The organism is Pseudomonas sp. KBN10P06128 (genome assembly GCF_037574945.1).
In the GTDB taxonomy this organism is placed as follows: domain Bacteria; phylum Pseudomonadota; class Gammaproteobacteria; order Pseudomonadales; family Pseudomonadaceae; genus Pseudomonas; species Pseudomonas aeruginosa.
Map to the genome: position 1 here is coordinate 2,779,186 of NZ_JBBELR010000001.1, position 21,700 is coordinate 2,800,885.

The 21,700-nt window shown below is 67.8% G+C and carries 21 protein-coding genes; 13 read left to right on the top strand and 8 right to left on the bottom strand.

Annotated features, from left to right (window positions below; genetic code table 11):
* Positions 1-3: 3 nt before the first annotated feature.
* The 4 genes from fabA to VQ065_RS13250 form a co-directional block, all read right to left on the bottom strand.
* Positions 4-519, bottom strand: coding sequence for a 3-hydroxyacyl-[acyl-carrier-protein] dehydratase FabA (gene fabA / locus VQ065_RS13235; RefSeq protein ID WP_003087475.1), 516 nt, complete (start codon positions 517-519; stop codon positions 4-6).
* A 188-nt stretch (positions 520-707) separates the two neighbouring features.
* On the bottom strand, positions 708-2,663 hold the full coding sequence (locus VQ065_RS13240) for an ATP-binding protein (RefSeq protein ID WP_014603703.1): 1,956 nt from the start codon (positions 2,661-2,663) through the stop codon (positions 708-710).
* Entirely contained in the window at positions 2,660-3,418 is a 759-nt protein-coding gene (locus tag VQ065_RS13245; protein ID WP_073647603.1) for an ABC transporter substrate-binding protein, read from the bottom strand. Before VQ065_RS13245 ends, VQ065_RS13240 begins: the two co-directional genes overlap by 4 nt.
* A 171-nt stretch (positions 3,419-3,589) precedes the next feature.
* Positions 3,590-5,698, bottom strand: a complete 2,109-nt coding sequence (locus tag VQ065_RS13250; RefSeq protein WP_003087480.1) for a TonB-dependent receptor plug domain-containing protein — start codon at positions 5,696-5,698, stop codon at positions 3,590-3,592.
* A gap of 150 nt (positions 5,699-5,848) precedes the next feature.
* Here VQ065_RS13250 and VQ065_RS13255 point away from each other — a divergent pair, with 150 nt between their 5' ends.
* The 12 genes from VQ065_RS13255 to VQ065_RS13310 all read left to right on the top strand — a co-directional run bounded on the left by VQ065_RS13255 (position 5,849) and on the right by VQ065_RS13310 (position 16,096).
* Positions 5,849-6,871 carry an NAD(P)H-dependent glycerol-3-phosphate dehydrogenase gene (locus VQ065_RS13255; RefSeq protein ID WP_003087482.1) on the top strand — a complete coding sequence of 341 codons (1,023 nt, stop codon included), beginning with the start codon at positions 5,849-5,851 and terminating at the stop codon, positions 6,869-6,871.
* A gap of 13 nt (positions 6,872-6,884) precedes the next feature.
* Positions 6,885-7,226, top strand: a complete 342-nt coding sequence (locus VQ065_RS13260; protein WP_003097882.1) for a DUF4389 domain-containing protein — start codon at positions 6,885-6,887, stop codon at positions 7,224-7,226.
* Positions 7,223-7,687 (top strand): phosphohistidine phosphatase SixA, encoded by a 465-nt coding sequence (gene sixA / locus VQ065_RS13265; RefSeq protein ID WP_003087483.1) that lies wholly within the window; start codon positions 7,223-7,225, stop codon positions 7,685-7,687. The genes VQ065_RS13260 and sixA overlap by 4 nt, the downstream gene beginning before the upstream one ends.
* Positions 7,688-7,813: 126 nt before the next feature.
* Entirely contained in the window at positions 7,814-9,481 is a 1,668-nt protein-coding gene (locus tag VQ065_RS13270; protein ID WP_003087486.1) for an AMP-binding protein, read from the top strand.
* 52 nt (positions 9,482-9,533) lie between these two features.
* Complete coding sequence (locus tag VQ065_RS13275) at positions 9,534-9,971, top strand: hotdog fold thioesterase (protein ID WP_003087490.1); 438 nt, start codon at positions 9,534-9,536, stop codon at positions 9,969-9,971.
* A gap of 57 nt (positions 9,972-10,028) precedes the next feature.
* Positions 10,029-10,853: an AraC family transcriptional regulator gene (locus VQ065_RS13280; protein ID WP_003087492.1), complete on the top strand. Its 825-nt coding sequence runs from the start codon at positions 10,029-10,031 to the stop codon at positions 10,851-10,853.
* Between the two features lie 40 nt (positions 10,854-10,893).
* Positions 10,894-11,535 carry a LysE family translocator gene (locus tag VQ065_RS13285; RefSeq protein WP_023098684.1) on the top strand — a complete coding sequence of 214 codons (642 nt, stop codon included), beginning with the start codon at positions 10,894-10,896 and terminating at the stop codon, positions 11,533-11,535.
* A gap of 101 nt (positions 11,536-11,636) precedes the next feature.
* On the top strand, positions 11,637-12,449 hold the full coding sequence (locus VQ065_RS13290; protein WP_003087496.1) for an alpha/beta fold hydrolase: 813 nt from the start codon (positions 11,637-11,639) through the stop codon (positions 12,447-12,449).
* A complete protein-coding gene (locus tag VQ065_RS13295; RefSeq protein WP_003087498.1) occupies positions 12,446-13,306 on the top strand; it encodes an alpha/beta fold hydrolase in 861 nt (286 codons plus the stop codon). Before VQ065_RS13290 ends, VQ065_RS13295 begins: the two co-directional genes overlap by 4 nt.
* A gap of 79 nt (positions 13,307-13,385) precedes the next feature.
* Complete coding sequence (locus VQ065_RS13300) at positions 13,386-14,048, top strand: glutathione S-transferase family protein (RefSeq protein ID WP_003087500.1); 663 nt, start codon at positions 13,386-13,388, stop codon at positions 14,046-14,048.
* 8 nt (positions 14,049-14,056) lie between these two features.
* Entirely contained in the window at positions 14,057-14,863 is an 807-nt protein-coding gene (locus VQ065_RS13305) for a DUF4892 domain-containing protein (RefSeq protein ID WP_003087504.1), read from the top strand.
* 165 nt (positions 14,864-15,028) lie between these two features.
* On the top strand, positions 15,029-16,096 hold the full coding sequence (locus VQ065_RS13310) for an AI-2E family transporter (protein WP_003087507.1): 1,068 nt from the start codon (positions 15,029-15,031) through the stop codon (positions 16,094-16,096).
* Between the two features lie 51 nt (positions 16,097-16,147).
* Here the strand turns inward: VQ065_RS13310 and VQ065_RS13315 are convergent, their stop codons facing one another.
* The 4 genes from VQ065_RS13315 to VQ065_RS13330 all read right to left on the bottom strand — a co-directional run bounded on the left by VQ065_RS13315 (position 16,148) and on the right by VQ065_RS13330 (position 20,541).
* Positions 16,148-17,422 (bottom strand): CynX/NimT family MFS transporter, encoded by a 1,275-nt coding sequence (locus tag VQ065_RS13315; protein ID WP_014603705.1) that lies wholly within the window; start codon positions 17,420-17,422, stop codon positions 16,148-16,150.
* 15 nt (positions 17,423-17,437) lie between these two features.
* Positions 17,438-18,085, bottom strand: coding sequence for a FadR/GntR family transcriptional regulator (locus tag VQ065_RS13320; protein WP_003087512.1), 648 nt, complete (start codon positions 18,083-18,085; stop codon positions 17,438-17,440).
* A 137-nt stretch (positions 18,086-18,222) separates the two neighbouring features.
* Positions 18,223-19,752, bottom strand: a complete 1,530-nt coding sequence (locus VQ065_RS13325; RefSeq protein ID WP_003087514.1) for a 3-hydroxyacyl-CoA dehydrogenase — start codon at positions 19,750-19,752, stop codon at positions 18,223-18,225.
* A gap of 3 nt (positions 19,753-19,755) precedes the next feature.
* Entirely contained in the window at positions 19,756-20,541 is a 786-nt protein-coding gene (locus VQ065_RS13330) for an enoyl-CoA hydratase (RefSeq protein ID WP_003087516.1), read from the bottom strand.
* 241 nt (positions 20,542-20,782) lie between these two features.
* Between VQ065_RS13330 and VQ065_RS13335 the strand changes: the two genes are divergently transcribed.
* On the top strand, positions 20,783-21,649 hold the full coding sequence (locus tag VQ065_RS13335) for an IclR family transcriptional regulator (RefSeq protein ID WP_003097851.1): 867 nt from the start codon (positions 20,783-20,785) through the stop codon (positions 21,647-21,649).
* The last annotated feature ends 51 nt before the right edge of the window (positions 21,650-21,700 follow it).

Genomic DNA, 21,700 nt, shown 5'->3' on the forward strand with positions numbered 1-21,700 from the left:
CCCTTAGAAGCTGTCAGTGGAGGTGAACAGGCCGACGCGGAGGCCTTCGGCACTGTAGATTTCGCGGCCATCGACGCTGACGGTGCCGTCGGCGATGGCCAGGACCAGCGAACGATTGATCGTGCGCTTGATATGAATGTTATACGTGACCTTCTTCGCTGTCGGCAGAACCTGACCGAAGAACTTCACTTCGCCCGAACCCAGGGCGCGGCCGCGGCCGGGGTTGCCCTGCCAGCCGAGGTAGAAACCGACCAGCTGCCACATGGCATCCAGGCCCAGGCAACCGGGCATGACCGGATCGCCTTCGAAGTGACAGGCGAAGAACCACAGGTCCGGGTTGATATCCAGCTCGGCGACCAGCTCGCCCTTGCCATACTTGCCGCCGACATCGCTGATGTGAACGATGCGATCGATCATCAGCATGTTGGGGGCGGGAAGTTGCGCGTTACCCGGGCCGAACAGCTCGCCGCGACTGCAGCGCAGCAGGTCTTCTCGGGTGAAGGCGTGTTGTTTGGTCATGCGAGCTCCTCAAAAATCCCTGAACTGCAGGGTTGTGGCGGTTCGTCCAGCGGCCGTCGCGCCGGGTTATTGTATCGGCGTCGCAGCGGCAGCCTAGTCATAGACTGTTGCGTTGCGGTGAAAGTCACAGTGTCCGGCGAACAGATGTTCACTTTATTCCCGCGTCCGCTTGCCGCCCTTGTCGTAGATCATTCCGGCTCCCCTCGTCCGGTTTCGTTCGACGTCACGGGGAGTTCCGGCTGCGAGCCGATCCAGCGTTGCAGTATGCGTTGCAATTCCGCCCGTTTGAATGGCTTGGCCAGGTAATCGTTCATTCCCGCCTGCAGGCAGTTCTCCCGATCGCCCTGCAGGGCGTTGGCGGTCAGGGCGATGATCGGTACCCGCCGGCCGTTCTCCTGGGCCCTGATTTCCCGTGTCGCCGAGTAGCCGTCGAGCACCGGCAGGCGGCAGTCCATCAGGATCGCGTCGTAGCGCTGGCGCTCGGCGCTGCGCACCGCCTGGATACCGTCGGCGACCAGGGTGACGCGATAGCCGAGGCTGCGCAACATGGCTTCTATGACTGTCTGGTTCACCGGATTGTCCTCGACCAGGAGGATTTCCTGACCGGCGGCAATCGGGGCAGCGTCGCCAGCGGCCTGCTGCCGGTGCGCCGGCGACTGCTGGAAGGGCAGCGGAATCTCCAGGGTGAAGGTCGATCCCGAGCCTTCCTTGCTCTCTGCCTGCAGGGTGCCGCCCATCCGTTCCGCCAGGGTCCTGGCGATCGCCAGGCCGAGCCCGGTGCCGCCGTAGCGCCGGGAAATCGACGAATCCGCTTGCTGGAAGGCGTCGAACATATGTTCCAGGCGTTCCGGCGAGATGCCGATGCCGCTGTCGTGCACCGCGCAGGTCAGCCACAGTACGTCGTGATCGAGCGCCTGCCACTCCAGGCTGAGATGGATGGCGCCTTCCTCGGTGAATTTCAGCGCATTACCCAGCAGATTCACCAGGATCTGTCGGATCCGCGTCGGATCGCCGCAGACCTCGATATTCTCCAGGCCGGCCTGGATCTGCAATTCCAGCGCCAGTCCGCGTTGCTGGGCGCTGTGCTGGAACACCAGGGCGGAGCCTTGCACCAGTTCCAGCAGGTTGAAGGGAATGCACTCCAGTTCCAGCGCGCCGCGTTCGATCCTTGAGAAATCGAGAATGTCGTTGATGACCTTCAGCAGGTGTTCGGTGGACTCGGTGGCCAGCGCCGTGTACTCGGCCTGTTCGCGGGTCTGCTCGGTGGTTTCCAGCAGTTGCAGCATGCCCAGCACGCCGTTCATCGGGGTGCGAAGCTCGTGGCTCATCATCGCCAGGAAGTCGGACTTCGCCCGGTTCGCCTGCTCCGCTTCCTCGCGGGCGCTGATCAATTGGCCGATCGCCTGTTCCTGTTCCCGGCTCGCGCGGTCCAGCCCGCTGGCGAGATTGTTGATGTGACGGGCCAGGTCGCCGATCTCGCCGTCGTCGAGGATCGGCAGGCTGGTCTTGTAGTCGCCGCTCTGGATCGCCTCGACCGCCTGGCCCATGGTGCTGATCGGCGCCGACAGGCGCTGCGCCAGGCGGCGTGCGACGAGGAAGGTGAGGATCAGGGCGAAGGCGGCCAGCAGGGCGGCCTTCAGGAGGATTTCCTGTTGCCGCTGGCTGAAGGCGTCGTTGGACATGCCGACCACCACCCGGCCGAGGTAGTCCTCGCCGGACTGGCCGTCGACTTCGCTGGCGCCGTCCAGCAGCGGGTCGCTGGCCAGGGCGATGCGCTGGCGCTGGATGGTGGAGTGGAAGATGTCGATCGGCGCGGCGTTCTGCAACGCGCCGGACAACTGTTCGACGTACACCAGGATATTGTCGTTGCCGTCGCGTACCTCGATGAAGCGCACATGCGGGGTGTCGAGGGTGGCCTGCAGCAGCTTCTGCAGCACGGGCGTGTTGCCGGCGATCACGCCGTATTCGGCGGCCGGCGCCAACTGGTCGGCGATCAACTGGCCGGTATGGGTCAGTTCCTGGCGCAGGTCCTGCAAGCGGGAGTAGGTGAAGTAGGCGGTGAGCAGCAGGGTCAGCAACAGCGCCGGGCCCAGGCTGATCGCCAGCATGCGGGTACGGATGTCCCAGCCGTGGCGCTGGCTCATGGTTCTTCTCCTTCGGCGAGGCGCCGGCCGAGGTCGGCGTCGCTGGCCAGGTCGATACCCAGGGAGCGGGCTACCTGCCGATTGCCGAGCACCTTGAAATGCCCTGGATAGAGGCTGAGGGGCCAGTGCCTGGGCGCCTGGCCGAGCAGTTCGTCGAGGGTGTCCAGCCAGTCCTCCTGGTCGCTGTAGCTGCTCGCCAGGCTGCCGGCCTTGACGAAGGCTGCGGTGGGTCCGAGCAGCGCGCGGTTCTTGGCGTAGCTGCCGAGCAGCAGGCTCTTGATGCTCTGCGAGTTGTACAGCTGTTTGTCGTCGATGCCGAGCAGCAGGTCACTATTGCCGAGCAGGAACTGCAGCGGGCGCGGGTCGTCGTTGCCGCTGCTGCTGGCGACGAATAGCTCGAGCCCCTGGCTGCGGGCCTCGCGACGAAGCTCGTCGAGGAGGAATTCGCTGTCCTTGCCGTAGAGCACGCCGATGCGCTGGATGCCCGGCAGGATCAGGCGCGCCAGGCGGAGCTGGCGGGCCGCCGGCGGGTCGCTCCAGAGTACGCAGAGCCCTCCGACGCCGTGTCCGCCATGCCCGTTGGCGCCTGGCAGCAGGCGCTGGCCATCGACCCGGTTGAGCAGCAGCGCCAGGGTCGGTGGCGCCCGGTGCTGGCGCAGGCGCCAGGCCAGGGCCTCGGGGCCGAGCAGGAGCAGGCGGGTGTCGTCGGCGAAGACCATCCCCTCCGCCAGGGCCGCAGGCGTGCGCAGTTCCACCTGGTCCTGCGGCCGTCGCTGCGACAGGGCGTCGCGAAAGGCGTTCACCGCGGCCCCCTGGTTGGCGCTGACCAGGACCAGTTGCGCGGCCTCGCCGACATGCGGGAGACAACAGAAGACGAGCGCGAGCAGCGCCTGGAAAGCCCGACGGGCGGGGCGCAAGCGACGCATCTAGAACGTCACCTCGGCGCTGAAGTAGAGCAGGTGGCGGCTGTCGTAGCGGTTGTCGGGAAAAGTCAGTGGTTGGTCGTCGAGACGCTGCTGGAGCAAGCCGGCCAGTTCCAGAGCGGCCTTGCCCAGGGGAATGCGCTTGGCCAGGCGCAGGTCGACGCGTTCGAAACGATGTCCATTGAGCGAATCGTCGCCGTAATAGAAGAGGGCGCTGGACCAGCCTTGGCCCCAGTCGTGCATCCAGCCGGCCGAGCCGCCGTGGCGGGCGGTCAGGCGCCGGTCGTAGCGACTGGTGGCGTCGTAGTCGAGATAGGCGTAGGTGGCGCGCAGGCGGTCGCGCAGACCCAGGCGCCAGTCGAGCTGGCCTTCCGCGCCGGAGAAGCGGATGCGATCGCCGTTGTCCGGGCTGAAGTCGACGACGCTGAGCGGATCGCTGATCAGTCCGGTGATTTCCTCGTGGAACAGGCGCACATCCATGGCCAGCCCGGTCTCGCGGAAAAAACCGTTGTAGCCGATCTCGCGCGAACGGGTGTGTTCCTTGCCCAGGTCGCCGGGGCCGTGGGCGCTGGCGAAGTAGTAGGCTTCGCTCTGCCCGTAGGGCGCCGGTGTCAGGTGGCGGACCCGGTAGCGCCAGTCGACGTCGTTTTCGTACATGCCCGGCGACCGCACCGCCTCCGAATAGACCGCGCGCAGGCTGTGCTGGGGGTTGAACAGGTAGTTCACCGCCAGCCGCGGGCTGAACGAGCTGCCGGAGCCCTCGACGTCTTCGAGCATCCCGCCGCCCTGCAGCAGCCAGTGTTCGCCGGCATGCCACTCCAGTTGGCTGAACAGCCGCCAGATCTGGCTGCTGACCCTGCCGCCGTAGAAGGTCTCGGAGTTTGCCTGGTCGTAGCGGTAGCTCAGGCCGTTCAGCAGGCGCAGGTTGTCGCCCAGGCTGAGGGTGTCCTGCATCTCCAGGTCGTAGCGGCTTTCCCGGATGTTGCGGTCGACCCGTCCGCAGACCGGGCGCAGTCCGCCGTTGCGTAGCTGGTCGAGGACCTGGGTCGCCAGTTGCAGCTCCTGGGCGCTGCCGGGCGGCAGCCGGGTAGGGTCGTCGGCGAACCTGCGCAGGTAGTCTGGGTTCAGTTCCCAGAGTTGCGCCAGTTGCGGGCTGAAGGCGATGCCCGCCTCGCAGGCGTTCCACTCCTGCCGGCGTTCCCAGTGCTGCGCGTAGCCTTGTATATAGAAGCTGTGGCGTGGGTCGAGGTCGACGTTCCAGCGCAGCGAACCGGCATAGTCGTGGGCGAGCGTATCGGAGTTGTCGACGTCGTCGGGAACCTGGGGAAACGGCGAGCGGTAGGCGTAGGGGTGCTGGTTCGAGCCTTCCTTGGCCGCCAGTTGCCACTCCAGGCTCTGGTTCGGCGCCAGGCTGTGGCTGGCGTTGAGGTTGAGGCGGCTGAGCCGGCGGCCGTCGCGCAGGGCGTGACCGTCGTGGTCGTGGTCGAAGCCGTCGTCTTCCTGGCCGGACAGCGACAGGCGGAAGTCGCTGTCTTCCAGGGCGATGCTCTGGCTGGCGTACCAGTCGCGGATGCCGCGCTGGCCTGCGGTGTATTTCAGGCGCGTGCCGGGCGACTCGCCGGGGGCGCGGGTGATGATGTTGATCACCCCCATCAATGCGTTGGCGCCGTAGCTGACGGTATTCGGCCCGCGGAACACTTCGATCCGCTCGACATCCTCGAGGGCCAGCGGCAGGTCGCTCCAGTCGACGCTGGCGAGGCCCGGGCGGTACACCGAGCGACCGTCGATCAGTACTTGCAGGCGCCGCGCCCCCGACATGCTGGTGCCGTGGTAGTTGACCGTGGGCTGGTTGCCGGACAGGTAGCCGACCATCATGCCCGGGACCAGGCGCATCAGTTCGGGAATGTCGCGGGCGCCGCTGGCGACGATCAGCTCGCGGTCGAGCACGCTGATGCTGCCGGGAACTTCCGCCGGGGATTGTTTCAGGCGTGTCGCGGTCAATACTTCGGGAACGCCGCTGGGATCGTTGAACAGGTCGGCGGCCGCGAGCTTGCTGCCGAACAGCAGGGCCAGCAGGGTCAGGGAGACGGGAGCACGCGAAGCGATGGGCACGGAACGACCTTGTTCTCGATAGGTATTGTCTGGCCCGGGCATGGTAAACGAGGCGCGGGCTTTTGCCAGCGCCGGCGTCAAGACTGGTCGGCCGGCTGGCCGACCGTATAATGGCGTGATTGCCGCGTGGCGGCCAGAAATGGATGAATCATGACAGAGCAGCAACCGATTGCCGTGCTCGGCGGCGGCAGTTTCGGCACCGCCATCGCCAACCTGCTGGCCGAGAACGGCCAGGCGGTCCGCCAGTGGATGCGCGACCCGGAACAGGCCGAGGCGATCCGCACACGACGCGAGAACCCGCGCTACCTGAAAGGGGTCAAGGTGCATCCCGGAGTCGAGCCGGTCACCGACCTGGAGCGCACCCTGGCCGATTGCCAACTGATCTTCGTCGCCTTGCCCTCCAGCGCCCTGCGCAAGGTGCTGCAACCACACCAGGCGGCATTGACGGACAAGCTGCTGGTGAGCCTGACCAAGGGCATCGAGGCGCACACCTTCAAGCTGATGAGTGAGATCCTCGAGGAAATCGCCCCGCAAGCCCGCATCGGGGTGATTTCCGGCCCGAACCTGGCGCGCGAGATCGCAGAGCACGAGCTGACCGCCACGGTGGTCGCCAGCGAGGACGACGAGCTGTGCGCCCGCGTCCAGGCGGCCCTGCACGGCCGCACCTTCCGCGTCTACGCCAGCCGCGACCGCTTCGGCGTGGAACTCGGCGGTGCGCTGAAGAACGTCTACGCGATCATGGCCGGCCTGGCCGCGGCGATGGACATGGGCGAGAACACCCGCAGCATGCTGATCACCCGCGCGCTGGCGGAAATGACCCGGTTCGCCGTCAAGCTCGGTGCCAACCCGATGACCTTTCTCGGCCTCGCCGGCGTCGGCGACCTGATCGTCACCTGTTCCTCGCCGAAGAGCCGCAACTACCAGGTCGGCCACGCCCTCGGCGAGGGGCTCAGCCTGGAGGAGGCGGTATCGCGCATGGGCGAGACCGCGGAGGGTGTGAACACTCTCAAGGTACTCAAGGAAAAGTCCGACGAGATGCAGGTGTACATGCCGCTGGTCGCCGGTCTCCATGCGATCCTCTTCGAAGGCCGCACCCTGGCGCAGGTCATCCAGCTGCTGATGCGCGGCGAGCCGAAGACCGACGTCGATTTCATTCCCACCACCGGCTTCTGACGAGGAGACCGCCATGTCCGCAGACCCGCAAGCACGCGAATCGATCGCCATCCGCATCCTCTGGATGCTGCTGTTCGTCCTGGTCTGGCAGGTCGCCGAACTGCTCCTCGGGGCGGTGGTGGTGATCCAGCTGGTCTACCGACTGATCTACGGCGCGCCGAACGGCAGCCTGATGGCTTTCGGCGATAGCCTCAGCCAGTACCTGGCGCAGATCGGCCGTTTCGGTACCTTCCACAGCGACGAGAAACCCTGGCCGTTCGCCGACTGGCCGAGTGCCCGCGCCGCCGAGGGCGAGGCCGCCCACAGCGTGCCGCCCGCCGCGCACCCGGCGCGCGACGAAGAGCCGAAGTTGTGAAGCTCTGGCTGTTGCGCCACGGCGAGGCCGAATCGCACGCCAGCCGGGACTCCGAGCGGCGCCTGACCGCCCATGGACGCAAGGAGGTGCTGCAGAGCGCCGCGCGGCTGGCCGGGTTGCCGCTGGACGGGATTCTCGCCAGCCCCTACGTGCGCGCCCAGCAGACCGCCGAGCTGGTGCGCGAGGCACTGGGGCTGGTCGAGCCGGTCGGCACCGCCCCCTGGTTGACCCCCGACGACGATCCGCGCGAGGTGCTCGGTTTCCTCGACGAGCGCAGCGAGCGCAATCTCCTGCTGGTCAGCCACCAGCCCCTGGTCGGAGCGCTGGGCGGTCTGCTGGTGCATGGCAACCGGCGTGATCCGTTGCCGATGAGCACTGCCTCGCTGGCCGAGCTGGAAGGCGACTTCGCCGCCGCCGGGCTGATGACCCTGGTCTCGCTGCATCACCCGCGGCACGGCTAGGAAGCGCCTGGCGCAACGACTACAAACCGAAACATTTCCCGGCTTGCCTGCGGTTGGCTGTGATGGAATATTCGACCAAGCAAGTGCTTGGTCGATCTCCCAGAACAACAACAACGGAGGCGGTACGTGGTCACTGCAAATCGTCTGCCGCTCGAAGTCTTCTTCGAGCGCGAAAAGCGTCATCCGCAACGGCGTTACCTGGTGCAGCCCATCGGTGGCGGCCGGGTCGAGGAGCTGAGCTGGGGCGAGGTGGGCGACCAGGCGCGGCGTGCAGCCGCCTGGTTGCGCAGCCTGGATCTCCCCGCCGGCAGCCGTATCGCGATCATCTCGAAGAACTGTGCGCACTGGATCGTCACTGACCTGGCGATCTGGATGGCCGGGCACGTTTCCGTCCCCCTCTATCCCAATCTCACCGCCGAGTCGGCGCGCCAGGTGCTGGAGCATTCCGAGTCGGCGGTGGTCTTCGTCGGCAAGCTCGACGATTGGCCGGCGATGGCGCCCGGAGTCCCCGAGGGCATACCGACCGTGGCCATGCCGTTGCACCCGGAAGGGCGTTTCGACCGCCAGTGGAGCGACCTGCAGGCCTGCGCGCCGCTCGAAGGCGACACGCCGACCGCCGCCGAGCAACTCGCCACCCTGATCTACACCTCCGGAACCACCGGCGTGCCCAAGGGGGTGATGCACAACTTCAGCAGTTTCGCCTTCGCTGCCAGCCGCGGCGTGGAACTGTTCGGCACCCGCGAAGACGACCGGATGCTCTCGTACCTGCCGCTGTGCCACGTGGCGGAGCGGATGTTCGTCGAGATGGGGTCGCTCTACGGGGGAACCACGGTGTTCTTCGCCGAAAGCCTGGACACCTTCGTCGAGGACATGAAGCGTGCTCGGCCGACCCTGCTGTTCGGCGTGCCGCGCATCTGGACCAAGTTCCAGATGGGGGTGTATTCGAAGATGCCGGCGCAGAAGCTCGACCGCCTGCTGAAGCTGCCGATCCTCGGCCGCATCGTCGGTCGCAAGGTGCTCGCCGGGCTAGGCCTGGACGCGGTGCGCTACGCGCTCTGCGGCGCGGCGCCGGTACCCGAGGCGCTGCTGCTCTGGTATCGCCGCCTGGGCCTGGACGTGCTCGAGGTCTACGGGATGACCGAGAACAGCGGCTACTCCCACGTCTGCCGGCCCGGCCGGCAGAAGACCGGCTGGATCGGCCAGAACAGCCCCGGCGTCGAGGTACGCATCAGCGACGAGGGCGAGGTGCAGGTGCGTAGCGGCGCGACCATGGTCGGCTACTACAAGGAGCCGGAGAAGACCGCCGAGGTGCTCACCGCCGACGGTTTCCTGCGCACCGGCGACAAGGGCGAGCAGGACGCCGACGGCAACCTGCGCCTGACCGGGCGGATGAAGGAAATCTTCAAGACCAGCAAGGGCAAGTACGTGGCGCCGGCGCCGATCGAGAATCGCCTGGCGGTGCACGATCGCATCGAGCAGGTCTGCGTGGTCGGCGAGGGCCTCAGCGCGCCGCTGGGGCTCTGCGTGCTCTCCGAGGTCGGTCGCCGGGAGGCCCTTAACGGTACCCGCGGGGCGCTGGAAAGCAGCCTGCGGGCGCACCTGGAACAGGTCAACGGTGCGCTCGACAAGCACGAGCGCCTGGTCGGCCTGGTCCTGGTGCAGGAAACCTGGGCGGTGGACAACGGTTTCCTCACGCCGACCTTGAAGATCAAGCGCAATATGGTGGAAGGTGCCTATGGCTCGCGCTTCCACGAATGGGTGGAACGCCGCGAGGCCGTGCTCTGGCACGAATGACTCCCACCGACGGGAAGCCCTTCCGGGCTTCCCCCTTGCGCAAGGAATTCCCATGAGCCTCTGGCGACAAACGCCCGACCTGGAGCAACTGAACGCCTCGCAGAAGAACAGCATCGGCGACCTGCTTGGCATCCGCTTCGAAGCCTTCGACGACGAGTCGCTGACCGCCAGCATGCCGGTCGACTCGCGTACCCACCAGCCGTTCGGCCTGCTGCATGGCGGCGCCTCGGTGGTCCTCGCGGAAAGCCTGGGCTCGATGGCCAGCTACCTGTGCGTCGACACCAGCCAGTACTACTGCGTCGGCCTGGAAGTGAACGCCAACCACCTGCGCGGCCTGCGCAGCGGCCGGGTCACCGCGGTGGCCAGGGCGATCCACCTGGGGCGTACCACCCATGTCTGGGACATCCGCCTCAGTGGCGACGACGGCAAGCCGAGCTGCATCGCCCGCCTGACCATGGCGGTGGTGCCGCTGGCGGGCAGGGCGGGCTGAGCGCGGTCCGCAATTTTGTCCAAGATCGTTCCGTCCCGCTGGCGGTAGAGTAGCGGGATGGAGCAGATCACCCATCTCAGCAGCGGGATTCCCGGCGTACGCCTGATCGACGCCGAGCACAACCGCTTTTCCTTTCCCCGGCACTTCCACCTGGAGTACCACATCGGCTTGCTGCTGCAGGGCCGGCATCGCTATGCCGCCGGCGGCGAACGGCGCCTGGCCGGGGCCGGCGACGCGTTGCTGATGGCGCCGGAAAGCATCCACGACGGCAGCAGCGCCGGCGAGGAGGGCTACCGTATCCGCGTCCTGGCGCTCGATGCCGACTGGCTGGAGCGCGCCAGCCGCGACTTCAGCGACGGCCGCCGGGGGGCGCCGCGCCTGACCAGCAGCCTGGTCCGCGACGAGCGTCTGCAGCAGCGCCTGCGTCAGTTGCACCTGGGCATGCTCGGCGGAGCGGCGGCGCTGGAGAACCGTCTGGCCCTGGAAGAGCACCTCTGGCAGGCGCTGGCCTGCCTGCTCAGCCTGGGCAGCAGCCTGCGCCTGGAGGAGGGCGACCGGGAAGGCTTCGGCCAGCGCGACTGGACGCGGCTGCGCGACTGGCTGGAGTCGCGCCTGGAGTACCCGCCGAACCTGGAGGAACTGGCCGCCTTCTGCGGCCTGAGCCCCTGGCAGGTGCTGCGGCGCTTCCGCCGTCACTGCGGCCTGCCGCCCCACCAGTGGCTGACCCAACTGCGCCTGGAGCGCGCCTTGCCGCTGGTACTGCGCGGCGAGCAGCCGTTGAGCCAGGTGGCCCAGCAGTTCGGTTTCTACGACCAGGCGCACTTCACCCGTCTGTTCCGTCGCACCTACGGGTTACCGCCGGCGCGCCTGCGCCAGCGCTGAATCGCGTTTTCCTTTCCGATCCCTTTTTCGTGGAGTAGCCATGCAGGAATTGTCTGTCTTGCTGACCCTGGCGGCGGTGTTCGCCGTCGCCCTGGTCAGCCCCGGTCCCGATGTCGCCCTGGTGGTGCGCACGTCCCTGCACCAGGGGCGGCGGGCCGGCCTGGCCAGCGCGCTGGGGCTGGCCTGCGGGATTCTCCTGCATACCACCCTGGTGCTGACCGGCGTGTCGCTGCTGCTCAGCCGTACGCCTGTGCTGTTCGCCATCCTGCAGGCGCTCGGCGCGCTGTACCTGGCCTGGCTCGGCGTCGGCGCGCTGCGCGCCTGGCTGCGGCGCGGCGACGGCCAGCCGGGCCGGCTCGACGGGGCGCTGCCGCCGTCGCCCCTGGGGCCCTGGCTGCGCGGGGTGGCGACCAATCTGTTCAATCCCAAGGCGCTGGTGTTCTTCATCGCCTTGCTCGGCAGCCTGATTCCCGCGCAGATGTCGCTCGGCGGCAAGCTGGCGGTGGCGGCGCTGCTGTTCGGCATGGGCGCCTGCTGGTTCGGCCTGCTCAGCCTGACCCTTACCCGTCCGGCCCTGCAGGCCCGCCTGTTGCGCGCGATGCCCTGGCTGGACGCGGCCTGCGGGGTGGTGTTCCTGCTGGTGGCGGCGGCGATCCTCGAGCATCTCGTCCGCTCTGCCTGAGGTTTTGGCCGCTTCGCCGTGCAAGGCAGCCGGCAAAGCCATTGCCGCCTCGGCGAGGCTGCCGGAGAATCCCTGGCATCAGCCCTGTCGAGACGTCGCGCATGTCGCAATCGGTTTTCTTCGCCCACGCCAACGGCTTCCCGTCGGCTACCTACGCCAAGCTGTTCGAGGCGTTGGCGCCGGAGTACCGGGTGGATCACCTGGAAATGCACGGGCACGACCCGCGTTTCCCGGTGAACGACAACTGGGACAACCTGGTGGACGAACTGCTGCACCACCTCGCCAGCCTGGAACAGCCGGTCTGGGGCGTCGGCCATTCCCTCGGCGGCGTGCTGCACTACCACGCGGCGCTGCGCCGGCCGGAACTCTACCGCGGCGTGGTGATGCTCGATTCGCCGGTGCTGACCCTCGCCGACCGCCTGGTGATCCGTGCCGCCAAGCGCTTCGGCTTCATCGACCGGATCACTCCGGCCGGGCGCACCCTGGGGCGTCGCGAGGCGTTCCCCGACCTGGAGGAGGCGCGGGCCTACTTCTCCGGCAAGGCGCTGTTCCGCCGTTTCGACCCCGACTGCCTGGAGGCCTACGTACGCCACGGGCTGGCCGACAGCGGCGGCGGTTCCGGCCTGCGCCTGCGCTTCGATCCGGCCACCGAGATCAGCATCTACCGCAGCGTGCCGCACAGCAGTCCGGGGCGTGCGCGGCAGTTGCAGGTGCCGCTGGCGATGGTGCGCGGGCGGCACAGCAAGGTGGTGTTGCCGCACCACACCCGGCTGATCCGGGCGATGCCGCGCGGCGAGTTCATGTCGCTGCCCGGCGGCCACATGTTCCCGCTGGAGCGCCCGCGGGAAACCGCCGAACTGCTGAAAGGCGTGTTCGATCGCTGGTCGCGGGCGACCGAGGAGCGTTCGGCATGATCCTGCAGGTCGAGGAAGTACGCATCAGCCTGCCGCACATCGAACTGGCCGCGCATCTGTTCGGTCCGCCGGACGGCAAGCCGGTGATCGCCCTGCATGGCTGGCTGGACAACGCCATGAGCTTCTCGCGCCTGGCGCCGAAGCTCGCTGGGCTGCGTATCGTCGCCCTCGACTTCGCCGGCCACGGGCATTCTGCGCATCGTGCCGAGGGTGCCAGCTACCTGCTCTGGGACTACGCGCTGGACGTGCTGATGGTGGCCGAGCAACTGGGCTGGGAGCGGTTTTCCCTGTTGGGGCACTCGATGGGCGCCATCGTCTCGGTGCTGCTCGCCGGGGCCTTGCCCGAGCGCATCGAGCGGCTGGCGTTGATCGATGGCCTGATTCCCTACACTGGCGAAGCCGACAAGGCGCCGCAGAAGCTCGGCGAAGCGCTGAAGGCGCAACTGGCGCTACGCCACAAGCGCAAGCCGGTCTATGCCGAGCTGGAAAAAGCCGTGGAAGCGCGGATGCGCGGGGTCGGCGAGATCTCCCGGGAGGCCGCCGAACTGCTCGCCCAGCGCGGCCTGGAACCGGTGCCCGGCGGCTATACCTGGCGCACCGACGCGCGCCTGACCCTACCGTCGCCGCTGCGCCTGACCCAGGCCCACGCGCTGAACTTCGTGCGCAGCGTGGAATGCCCGGTCAGCCTGGTACTGGCCGAGCAGGGCATGCTGGCGGTGGAGCCGCGCATGCGGGCGCTGCTGGAGACCCTGCCGTTCGAGCGGCACCACCTGCCGGGCGGGCATCACCTGCATCTGGACGATGAGGCCGGGGCGCAGGCGGTGGCCAGGGTCTTCGCGGCCTTCTTCGCGCGCTGAAACACCGGCTTGCCGTTGTTTCCTTGACTATTCCGGGTCCAGCCGTAAGGCTGGACGGATCGTTACGGAGAGTCACCGCATGATCGATCTCTACACCGCCGCCACGCCGAACGGCCACAAGGTTTCCATCGCCCTCGAGGAAATGGGCCTGCCCTACAGGGTGCACGCGCTGTCGTTCGACAAGAAGGAGCAGAAGGCTCCGGAATTCCTCAGGATCAATCCCAACGGCCGCATCCCGGCCATCGTCGACCGCGACAACGACGACTTCGCCGTCTTCGAGTCGGGCGCGATCCTCATCTACCTCGCCGAGAAGACCGGGCAACTGATGCCCGCCGACGTCAAGGGTCGCTCGCGGGTGATCCAGTGGCTGATGTTCCAGATGGGCGGGGTCGGCCCGATGCAGGGGCAGGCCAACGTGTTCTTCCGTTATTTCCCGGAGAAGTTGCAGGGCGCCATCGACCGCTACCAGCATGAGACCCGGCGCCTCTACGAAGTTCTCGACGGTCGCCTGGGCGAGGCCGAGTACCTCGCCGGCGACTACAGCATTGCCGACATCGCCACCTATCCCTGGGTGCGCATCCACGACTGGTCCGGTGTCGCCGTCGACGGGCTGGACAACCTGCAGCGCTGGATCGCCGCCATCGAGGCGCGTCCCGCGGTGCAGCGCGGACTGCTGGTGCCGCGGCGGGAGAAGGAGGGCGACGACGCCATCCGTACCGCCCAGTCGATGCTGACCCGTTGAGGGCCGGTATGCGAGGGTTCCTGTTGCTATCCCTGGGCGTTTTCAGCTTTTCGGCGCTGGCCGCCGACCTTCCCGGCAGCCATGACCTGGACGTCCTGCCGCGCTTCCCGCGCGCCGAGATCGTCGACTTCCGCCAGGCGCCGAGCGAGGAGCGGATCTACCCGCTAGGGGCGATCAGCCGCATCAGCGGTCGCCTGCGCATGGAGGGCGAGGTGCGCGCCGAAGGCGAGCTGACCGCGCTGACCTACCGCTTGCCGCCCGAGCACAGCAGCCAGGAGGCGTTCGCCGCGGCGCGCACTGCGCTGCTCAAGGCCGACGCCACGCCGTTGTTCTGGTGCGAGCGGCGCGACTGCGGCTCCAGCAGCCTGCTGGCCAACGCCGTGTTCGGCAATGCCAAGCTGTACGGCCCGGACGAGCAGCAGGCCTACCTGCTGGTGCGCCTGGCGGCGCCACAGGAGAACAGCCTGGTGGCGGTCTACTCGATCACCCGCGGCAATCGCCGCGCCTACCTGCAGGCCGAGGAACTCAAGGCCGATGCGCCGCTGGGGGAACTGCTGCCGAGCCCGGCGACCCTGCTGCGCCTGCTCAAGGCCAACGGCGAACTGACCCTCAGCCATGTGCCGGCGGAGCCGGCCGGCTCCTGGCTGGAGTTGCTGGTGCGGACCCTGCGCCTGGATACCGGGGTGCGGGTCGAGCTGTCCGGCAAGCACGCCCAGGAGTGGCGCGACGCCCTGCGCGGGCAGGGCGTGCTGAACAGCCGCATGGAGCTGGGCCAGTCGGAGGTCGAGGGCCTGCACCTCAACTGGCTGCGTTGAACGCGTTCGCCCGGGCCTGCGGGCCCGGGCGATGGTGAAAATGCCTTCGGCAAGGCCGCCCGCCAGAGTAGACTGCCTTTCCCCCGCGCCCCACGCTCCGGCTGGAAACGGCGCACGCCGAGCGCTGTCTATCGGTGTATCCCCCTTTGAGGAAGGCCTGCCTTGATGTTCGATAACGATCGGCTGTTGCTTCGCGTGCTGTTGTTCGGCCTGCTCGGTGCCAGTCTCTGGGTGCTGGCGCCATTCTGGTCGGCGCTGTTCTGGGCCGCGGTGCTGGCTTTCGCCAGTTGGCCGCTGATGCGTATGCTCACGCGCCTGCTCGGTGGCCGCGAGTCGCTGGCGGCGGGCCTGCTGACCCTGGGCTGGATCGTCCTGGTGGCGTTGCCGCTGATCTGGCTCGGCTTCGGCCTGGCGGACAACGTTCGTTCGCTGATGGAGCTATTGAAGAATCTCCAGGTCGAGGGCCTGCCGCCGCCGCCTTCGTGGATGGCCGGCGTTCCGCTGATCGGCGACCGCCTGATCGGCTGGTGGAACTCCATCGACCAACAGGGCGTGGCGTTCTTCTACGTGCTCAAGCCCTATGTCGGCGAGGTCGGCAACTGGCTGCTGGCGCGCAGCGCGAAGATCGGTGGAGGGATCCTGGAACTGGTCCTCAGTCTGATCCTGATCTTCTTCTTCTACCGCGACGGGCCGCGCCTGGAGTCCATCGTCCACCGTGCCCTGGAACGCCTGATCGGCAACCGCGCGGAGCACTATCGCGACCTTGTCGCCGGCACCGTACAGCGGGTGGTCAACGGGGTGATCGGCACCGCCGCGGCGCAAGCCCTGCTGGCCTGGATCGGCTTCACGATCGCCGGCGTACCGGGAGCCATGCTGCTCGGCCTGCTGACCTTCGCCTGCAGCCTGCTGATGGTCCCGCCGCTGGTCTGGGGCCCGGCCACCGCCTGGCTGTTCTTCAAGGGCGACTATGGCCACGGGGTGTTCCTCGGCCTGTGGGGCTTCTTCATCATCAGCGGGGTGGACAACATCCTCAAACCCTACCTGATCAGCCGTGGCGGCAACCTGCCGCTGGTGGTGGTGCTGCTCGGGGTGTTCGGCGGCCTGCTGGCGTTCGGCTTCATGGGCCTGTTCCTCGGCCCGATCCTGCTGGCAGTGGCCTACAACCTGCTCAGCGACTGGATCGCCAGCACGCCGCGGACGCCGCCCGGCGAAGGGCGCGGCCCGGATGCCTGAGTGACGAAGGAGAAAAAGCCCCGCGATGCGGGGCTTTTTGCGTCTGCGGGGCTACAGGTGTTCGCTGCGGGCCCCCACGTACTGGCTGCGCCCGGCGCCGAGGCCGAACAGGGTGGCGGCGATGGCGACGCCGATGAAGATATAGCCGACCGCGTTCCAGCCGCCGGTCAGGTCGTGGACCACGCCGACCATGAACGGCCCCATGGCCGCCAGGGTGTAGCCGACGCCCTGGGCCATGCCCGACAGATGCGAGGCGACGTGGGCGTCGCGCGAGCGCAGGACGATCAGCGCCAGGGCGATGCTGAAGGTGCCGCCCTGGCCGAGGCCGAGCAGGACCGCCCAGCCCCAGATGGTCGGCAGCGGCGCATAGAGGAAGCCGAGCAGGCCGGCGAGGGTGGTAGCCATCACCAGCACCACCGCCAGGCGCTGGTCCCTGGCGCGAGCGGCGAGCCAGGGCGCGAGCAGGGCGGTGATCAGTTGCAGCATCACCGAGCCGGACAGCACCAGGCCGGCTTCCACCGCAGTCATGCCGCGGTCGATCAGGATCGACGGCAGCCAACCGAAGACGATGTAGGCCAGGGACGATTGCAGGCCCATGTACAGCGTGACCTGCCAGGCCAGCGGGTCGCGCCACAGACCGACGACACGGAAGGCCTGGCGATGGGCGTGCTGGCCCTGGCGGGTCTGCGGCAGCCAGAAGGCGGCGGCGAGGATCGCCGGCAGCGACCAGAACGCCAGCGCCATTTCCCAGTTGCCGAAGAGCTTCTCCAGCGGCGCGGTGGCGCCGGCGGCGAGCGCTGCGCCCAGGCACAGGGCCATGGTGTAGACCCCGGTCATCACCCCGGCCTGGCGCGGGAAGTCGCGTTTGACGATGCCCGGCAGGAGCACGCCGATGATGCCGATGCTGGCGCCGGCCAGGACGCTGCCGGCGAACAGGCCGAACACCGGGAACAGGCTGCGCAGGACGATGCCGCCGGCCAGGCAGAAGAGGATCAGCAGCACGCTGCGTTCGGCGCCGATACGCCGGGCCAGGCGCGGCGCGAGCGGCGCGAACAACCCCAGGCAGAGTACCGGCGCGGTGGTCAGCAGGCCGGCGGCGGCGGCCGAGAGGCCGGTATCGTCGCGTACCTGGTTGAGCAGGGGGGCGAGGCTGGACAGCGCCGGGCGCAGGTTCAGCGCCACCAGCACCAGGCCCAGCAGGAGCAGCCAGGGGCGTAGCGGCGGCGCCGGCGGGGCTGGTTCGTCGTCGACTTCGGCATCGATCAGCAGTTCTTCCGGAGGATGGCCGGGGTGCGCTCCCGGCCGGGCATTCAAGGCGTGAGTCATGGGTCTGTCCCGGGTTCAGATCAGCAGTGCGCGGTTGGCCGCGGCGGCAGCGTCCGGGTCTCCGCGTTCTATGGCGTCGAGCAGTTGCTGGTGCAGCTCGAAGCAGGGCTGGGCCCTTTGTGGGTCGGCCATGGTGCGTTCCAGCGAGGTCCGGATGACCTGCGAGAAGTAGCGGTAGAGTTCGCTGAGCACCGGATTGTGGGCGGCATCGACCATCCGTTGGTGGAAGCGGACGTCGTGCTCGATGTAGTCCTGCAGGTCGTCGCTGCCGTAGCGCTGGCGCGATGCGTCGAGATACTCGCGCAATGCGCTCAGGTCGCTGTCGTCGCGGCGAACGGCAGCCAGGCGCGCCGCCTCGATCTCGATCATCCCGCGTGCCTCCAGGGAGTGCTGCACCGCGCTGCGCGCCAGCACCAGCATGGTTTCCAGTGGATCGGCGCAGGCGCGCACGTAGGTGCCGTCGCCCTGGCGGACTTCCAGCACGCCGGAGAAGGTCAGCACGCGCACCGCTTCGCGCACGGTGTTGCGGCTCATGCCGAGCAGCTCGGCGAGTTCCGGCTCCGGCGGCAGGCGCTGGCCGAGCGGCCAATGGCCGGCGTCGATGCGCTGGCGGATCTGCTCCAGGGCGATGTCCACCAGGGAGCGCTTGAGGGGAATGGTCACGGAAGAAACATCCAATCATCGGATGAATTTGCGCGCAGGATACCTCGGCAGCTGCAAGCCCGGAAAGCGTCGCTCGGGGAAAAAGCGTTGGCCTGGCGGCGAGACGCATGACGCTGCGCCGCCAGGTCGCCGATGCGTCAGCCTACGGCGGCGGTTTCGCCGGCGCGCAGGGACATGCCCAGTTGCGCTCGTCGGCGCAGCCAGGGACTGGGCCGGTAGCGCGGGTCACCGGTAAGCGCCTGCAAGCGCTGGAGAATGCTCAGCAGGCGCCGCGGGCCGAGGCGGTCGCCCCATTCCAGCGGGCCGTGGGGATAGCCGAGGCCGAGGTGCACCGCCTGGTCGATATCCTCGACGCTGGCAATGCCCTGCTGGGCGATGTCGCAGGCGAGGTTGACGATCATCGCCAGTACCCGCTGGACGACGAAGCCGGGACTGTCGCGCAGCACCGTGACCCCGGCGCCGTCGCCAGCCAGTAGCGCGTGTGCCGCGTCGCGCATGGCCGGGGCGGTCAGCGGCGAGAGCATCAGGCAGCGCCGGCGCTCGAGGTCGCAGAGCAGGTCGATGCCGACGCTGCGCTCGGCGGGACAGGCGAAGCGCTGCACGGCGCTGCTCAGGTCCTCGCCCCAGGCGGCCAGCAGGCAGAGCGCTGCGGCGGAAGGGCGTTCGCCGGTTTCCGGCTCGACGCCGAGGCGATGCAGCAGTTCGGCGAGCGTGCGGCGGTCGTCCTCGTTTTCGCAGCCCAGCCACACCGGTGGTCGGGCGGCGGCCTGCGGCACCGGTTGCGGACCGGGCTTGTCCTGCGGCTGGCCGTCGACGTAGCGATAGAAGCCCTGGCCGCTCTTGCGCCCGAGACGGCCGGCGGCGAGCAACTGGCGGGTCAGCGGGTGCGGGCGGTAGCGCGGTTCCTGGTAGTACTGCTGGTAGATCGATTCCATCACCGGGTGCGACACGTCGAGGCCGGTGAGATCGAGCAGTTCGAACGGCCCCATGCGGAAGCCGGCGCACTCGCGCAGCACACGGTCGATCTCGGCGCATTCGGCGACGCCTTCGCCGAGGATGCGCAGGGCCTCGGTGCCATAGGCGCGGCCGGCATGGTTGACGATGAAGCCGGGGCTGTCCTTGGTCCGTACACCGCGGTGGCCCAGGCGCGCGGCGAGGGCGAGCAGGGCGTCGCCGACTTCCGGAGCGCTGGCCAGGCCGTCGACCACCTCGACCACGCGCATCAGCGGCACCGGGTTGAAGAAGTGAAAGCCGGCGACCCGCTGCGGCCGCTCGCAGGCGGCGGCGATGGCGGTGATCGACAGCGACGAGGTATTGCTGGCGAGGATGGTCTCCGGCGCGACTATGGCTTCCAGCCGGCGCAGCAATTCCTGCTTGGCCTCCAGGCGCTCGACGATGGCCTCCACCACCAGTTCGCAGTCGCCCAGTTGTTCCAGGCGTTCCGCCACCCGCAGCCGGTTTTGCGCGGCCTCGGCGTCGGCGGCGCTCAGCTTGCCTTTGCCGCACAGGCCCTCGAAGGTCTGCCGCAGGCGCTGGCGTGCCTCGGCGGCGGCCTCGGCGCGGCTGTCGAACAGCCACACGGTCAGGCCGGCCTGGGCGGCGATCTGGGCGATCCCGGTGCCCATCGCACCGGTACCGACCACGGCGATACAACGAATATCGGGCATCGTCTATTTCCCCTGGTAGTTCGGCGGGCGTTTCTCCAGGAAGGCGTGCATGCCTTCCTTCTGGTCCTGCGAGTCGAACAGCAACTGGAACGCCTTGCGTTCCAGGGCCAGGGCACTGTCCAGCGGCAGGTCGGCACCGGCCAGGACCACCTCCTTGATCTGCGCCAGCGCCAGAGGGGGCAGGCGGGCGATCTCCGTGGCCAGTTCCAGGGCGCGCGCCAGCGTCGACTCGTCCGCCACCACTTCGCTGACCAGGCCCATGGCCAGCGCTTGCGGAGCCTTCACCAGGCAGCCGGTGAACAGCATGCGCAGCGCCTGGAACTTGCCCACCGCCCGTACCAGGCGCTGGGTGCCGCCGGCACCCGGCATCACCCCGACCTTGATCTCCGGCTGGGCGAACTGTGCCGACTCGCCGGCGACGATCAGGTCGCAATGCATCGCCAGTTCGCAGCCGCCGCCCAGGGCGAAGCCGTTGACCGCGGCGATCACCGGCTTCGGGCAGCGCGCGATGGCTTCCCAGTAGCGCTCGCTGTGGCGGCCGTACAGGCCGATCGCCGTGCTCGTCGAGAGATCGCGGAGATCGGCGCCAGCTGCAAAGCAGCGCGAGTCGCCGGTGAGCACGATGACGCGGATCGCCGGATCCGCGCCGAGCGTCTGGAAGTGGCTGGCGAGGCGCTGGCGCACTTCGTCGTTCAGCGCGTTCCTGGCTTGCGGACGATTGAGGCGAAGCAGGGCGATATCGGCTGCGGGAAATTCGAGCAGAACCACGGGCGAAGGATCGGCGGACATGGAAGCTCCGATGAATTGATATTTCGCTATGCGAAATATAGTTTCATGATTTATCGAAAATAATCAGCGCCAGCCGTGGCGTTGTAAATACTCGCGTCGGATTTCGGACGATCTACTTATACAATTTACTGTTTTAAAAGGATTTTATTTTCGTTGTTGAAAGTGCATGGGTTCTTCTATTGGTTTCGCTATGCGAAATATGATTTTGTTTTATTGATTTTTTAAAAAAGAGGTCCCTACTATGCGCGGCAACGACGAGCGCCGGAGTCCGGCGGAAGGTGCCAGTACGGAAGCGGAAGTGTCCGCCTTCGAAGCTGTGCTGATCGACCCGATGCAGGAGAAAGACGAGGAACTCAAGGACCGCCAGTTCGTCACCGCGCTGGCCCGCGGGTTGGAATTGCTGCGCTGTTTCACGCCACGGGAAAGCCTGCTGGGCAACCAGGAACTGGCGAAGAAGACCGGCCTGCCGAAGCCGACGGTGTCGCGTCTGACCCACACCCTGACCCGGCTGGGCTATCTGCGTCACCTGCCGCATAGCGGCAAGTACCAGTTGGAAGTGGGCGTGATGTCGTTCGGCTACGCGATGCTCTCGAACCTGTCGATTCGCGCGCTCGCCCGCCCGTTGATGGAAGAGATGGCCGGCTACGCCAAGGCCGCGGTGGCCATGGCGGCCCGCGACCGGCTGAGCATGGTCTACCTCGACGTGGTGCATGGCGAGGCCAACCTGACCATGCGTCGCCAGGTCGGCAGCCACCTCTCGCTGCACCGCAGCGCTATCGGTCGGGCCTGCCTGGCGGCGATGCCGGAGGACGAGCGGGAGTTCATCCTCGGGCACATCCGCAAGCGCCACCCGGAAGACTGGCCGGAAGTGCGCAAGGGGCTGGAGCGGGCCTTCCGCGACTATGCCGACTACGGCTTCTGCCTGTCGCTCGGCGAGTGGCAACGCGACGTCAACGCGGTGGGCGTGGCCTTGCACCACGAGAGCCATGGGCTGCTGGCGTTCAACTGCGGCGGGCCGAGTTTCCACCTCAAGCGCGAGAAACTGGAGGACGACATCGGCCCGCGCCTGCTGCACATGGTCCACAACATCGAGGCCGCCACCCGCTGACCGAGGCCGGTGACGGAATCATGGCAACCGGCCTAAGGGCCTATTGGAGTG

Excerpts from the sequence above, each read along its gene's own strand:
- VQ065_RS13335 (WP_003097851.1), top strand. The coding sequence starts at position 20,783 with ATGCGCGGCAACGACGAGCGCCGGAGTCCGGCGGAAGGTGCCAGTACG.
- VQ065_RS13285 (WP_023098684.1), top strand. The coding sequence starts at position 10,894 with ATGCAGGAATTGTCTGTCTTGCTGACCCTGGCGGCGGTGTTCGCCGTC.
- VQ065_RS13280 (WP_003087492.1), top strand. The coding sequence starts at position 10,029 with ATGGAGCAGATCACCCATCTCAGCAGCGGGATTCCCGGCGTACGCCTG.
- VQ065_RS13295 (WP_003087498.1), top strand. The coding sequence starts at position 12,446 with ATGATCCTGCAGGTCGAGGAAGTACGCATCAGCCTGCCGCACATCGAA.
- VQ065_RS13300 (WP_003087500.1), top strand. The coding sequence starts at position 13,386 with ATGATCGATCTCTACACCGCCGCCACGCCGAACGGCCACAAGGTTTCC.
- VQ065_RS13330 (WP_003087516.1), bottom strand. The coding sequence starts at position 20,541 with ATGTCCGCCGATCCTTCGCCCGTGGTTCTGCTCGAATTTCCCGCAGCC.
- VQ065_RS13240 (WP_014603703.1), bottom strand. The coding sequence starts at position 2,663 with ATGAGCCAGCGCCACGGCTGGGACATCCGTACCCGCATGCTGGCGATC.
- VQ065_RS13305 (WP_003087504.1), top strand. The coding sequence starts at position 14,057 with ATGCGAGGGTTCCTGTTGCTATCCCTGGGCGTTTTCAGCTTTTCGGCG.
- VQ065_RS13315 (WP_014603705.1), bottom strand. The coding sequence starts at position 17,422 with ATGACTCACGCCTTGAATGCCCGGCCGGGAGCGCACCCCGGCCATCCT.
- VQ065_RS13275 (WP_003087490.1), top strand. The coding sequence starts at position 9,534 with ATGAGCCTCTGGCGACAAACGCCCGACCTGGAGCAACTGAACGCCTCG.
- VQ065_RS13310 (WP_003087507.1), top strand. The coding sequence starts at position 15,029 with ATGTTCGATAACGATCGGCTGTTGCTTCGCGTGCTGTTGTTCGGCCTG.
- VQ065_RS13290 (WP_003087496.1), top strand. The coding sequence starts at position 11,637 with ATGTCGCAATCGGTTTTCTTCGCCCACGCCAACGGCTTCCCGTCGGCT.
- VQ065_RS13260 (WP_003097882.1), top strand. The coding sequence starts at position 6,885 with ATGTCCGCAGACCCGCAAGCACGCGAATCGATCGCCATCCGCATCCTC.
- fabA (WP_003087475.1), bottom strand. The coding sequence starts at position 519 with ATGACCAAACAACACGCCTTCACCCGAGAAGACCTGCTGCGCTGCAGT.
- VQ065_RS13325 (WP_003087514.1), bottom strand. The coding sequence starts at position 19,752 with ATGCCCGATATTCGTTGTATCGCCGTGGTCGGTACCGGTGCGATGGGC.
- VQ065_RS13255 (WP_003087482.1), top strand. The coding sequence starts at position 5,849 with ATGACAGAGCAGCAACCGATTGCCGTGCTCGGCGGCGGCAGTTTCGGC.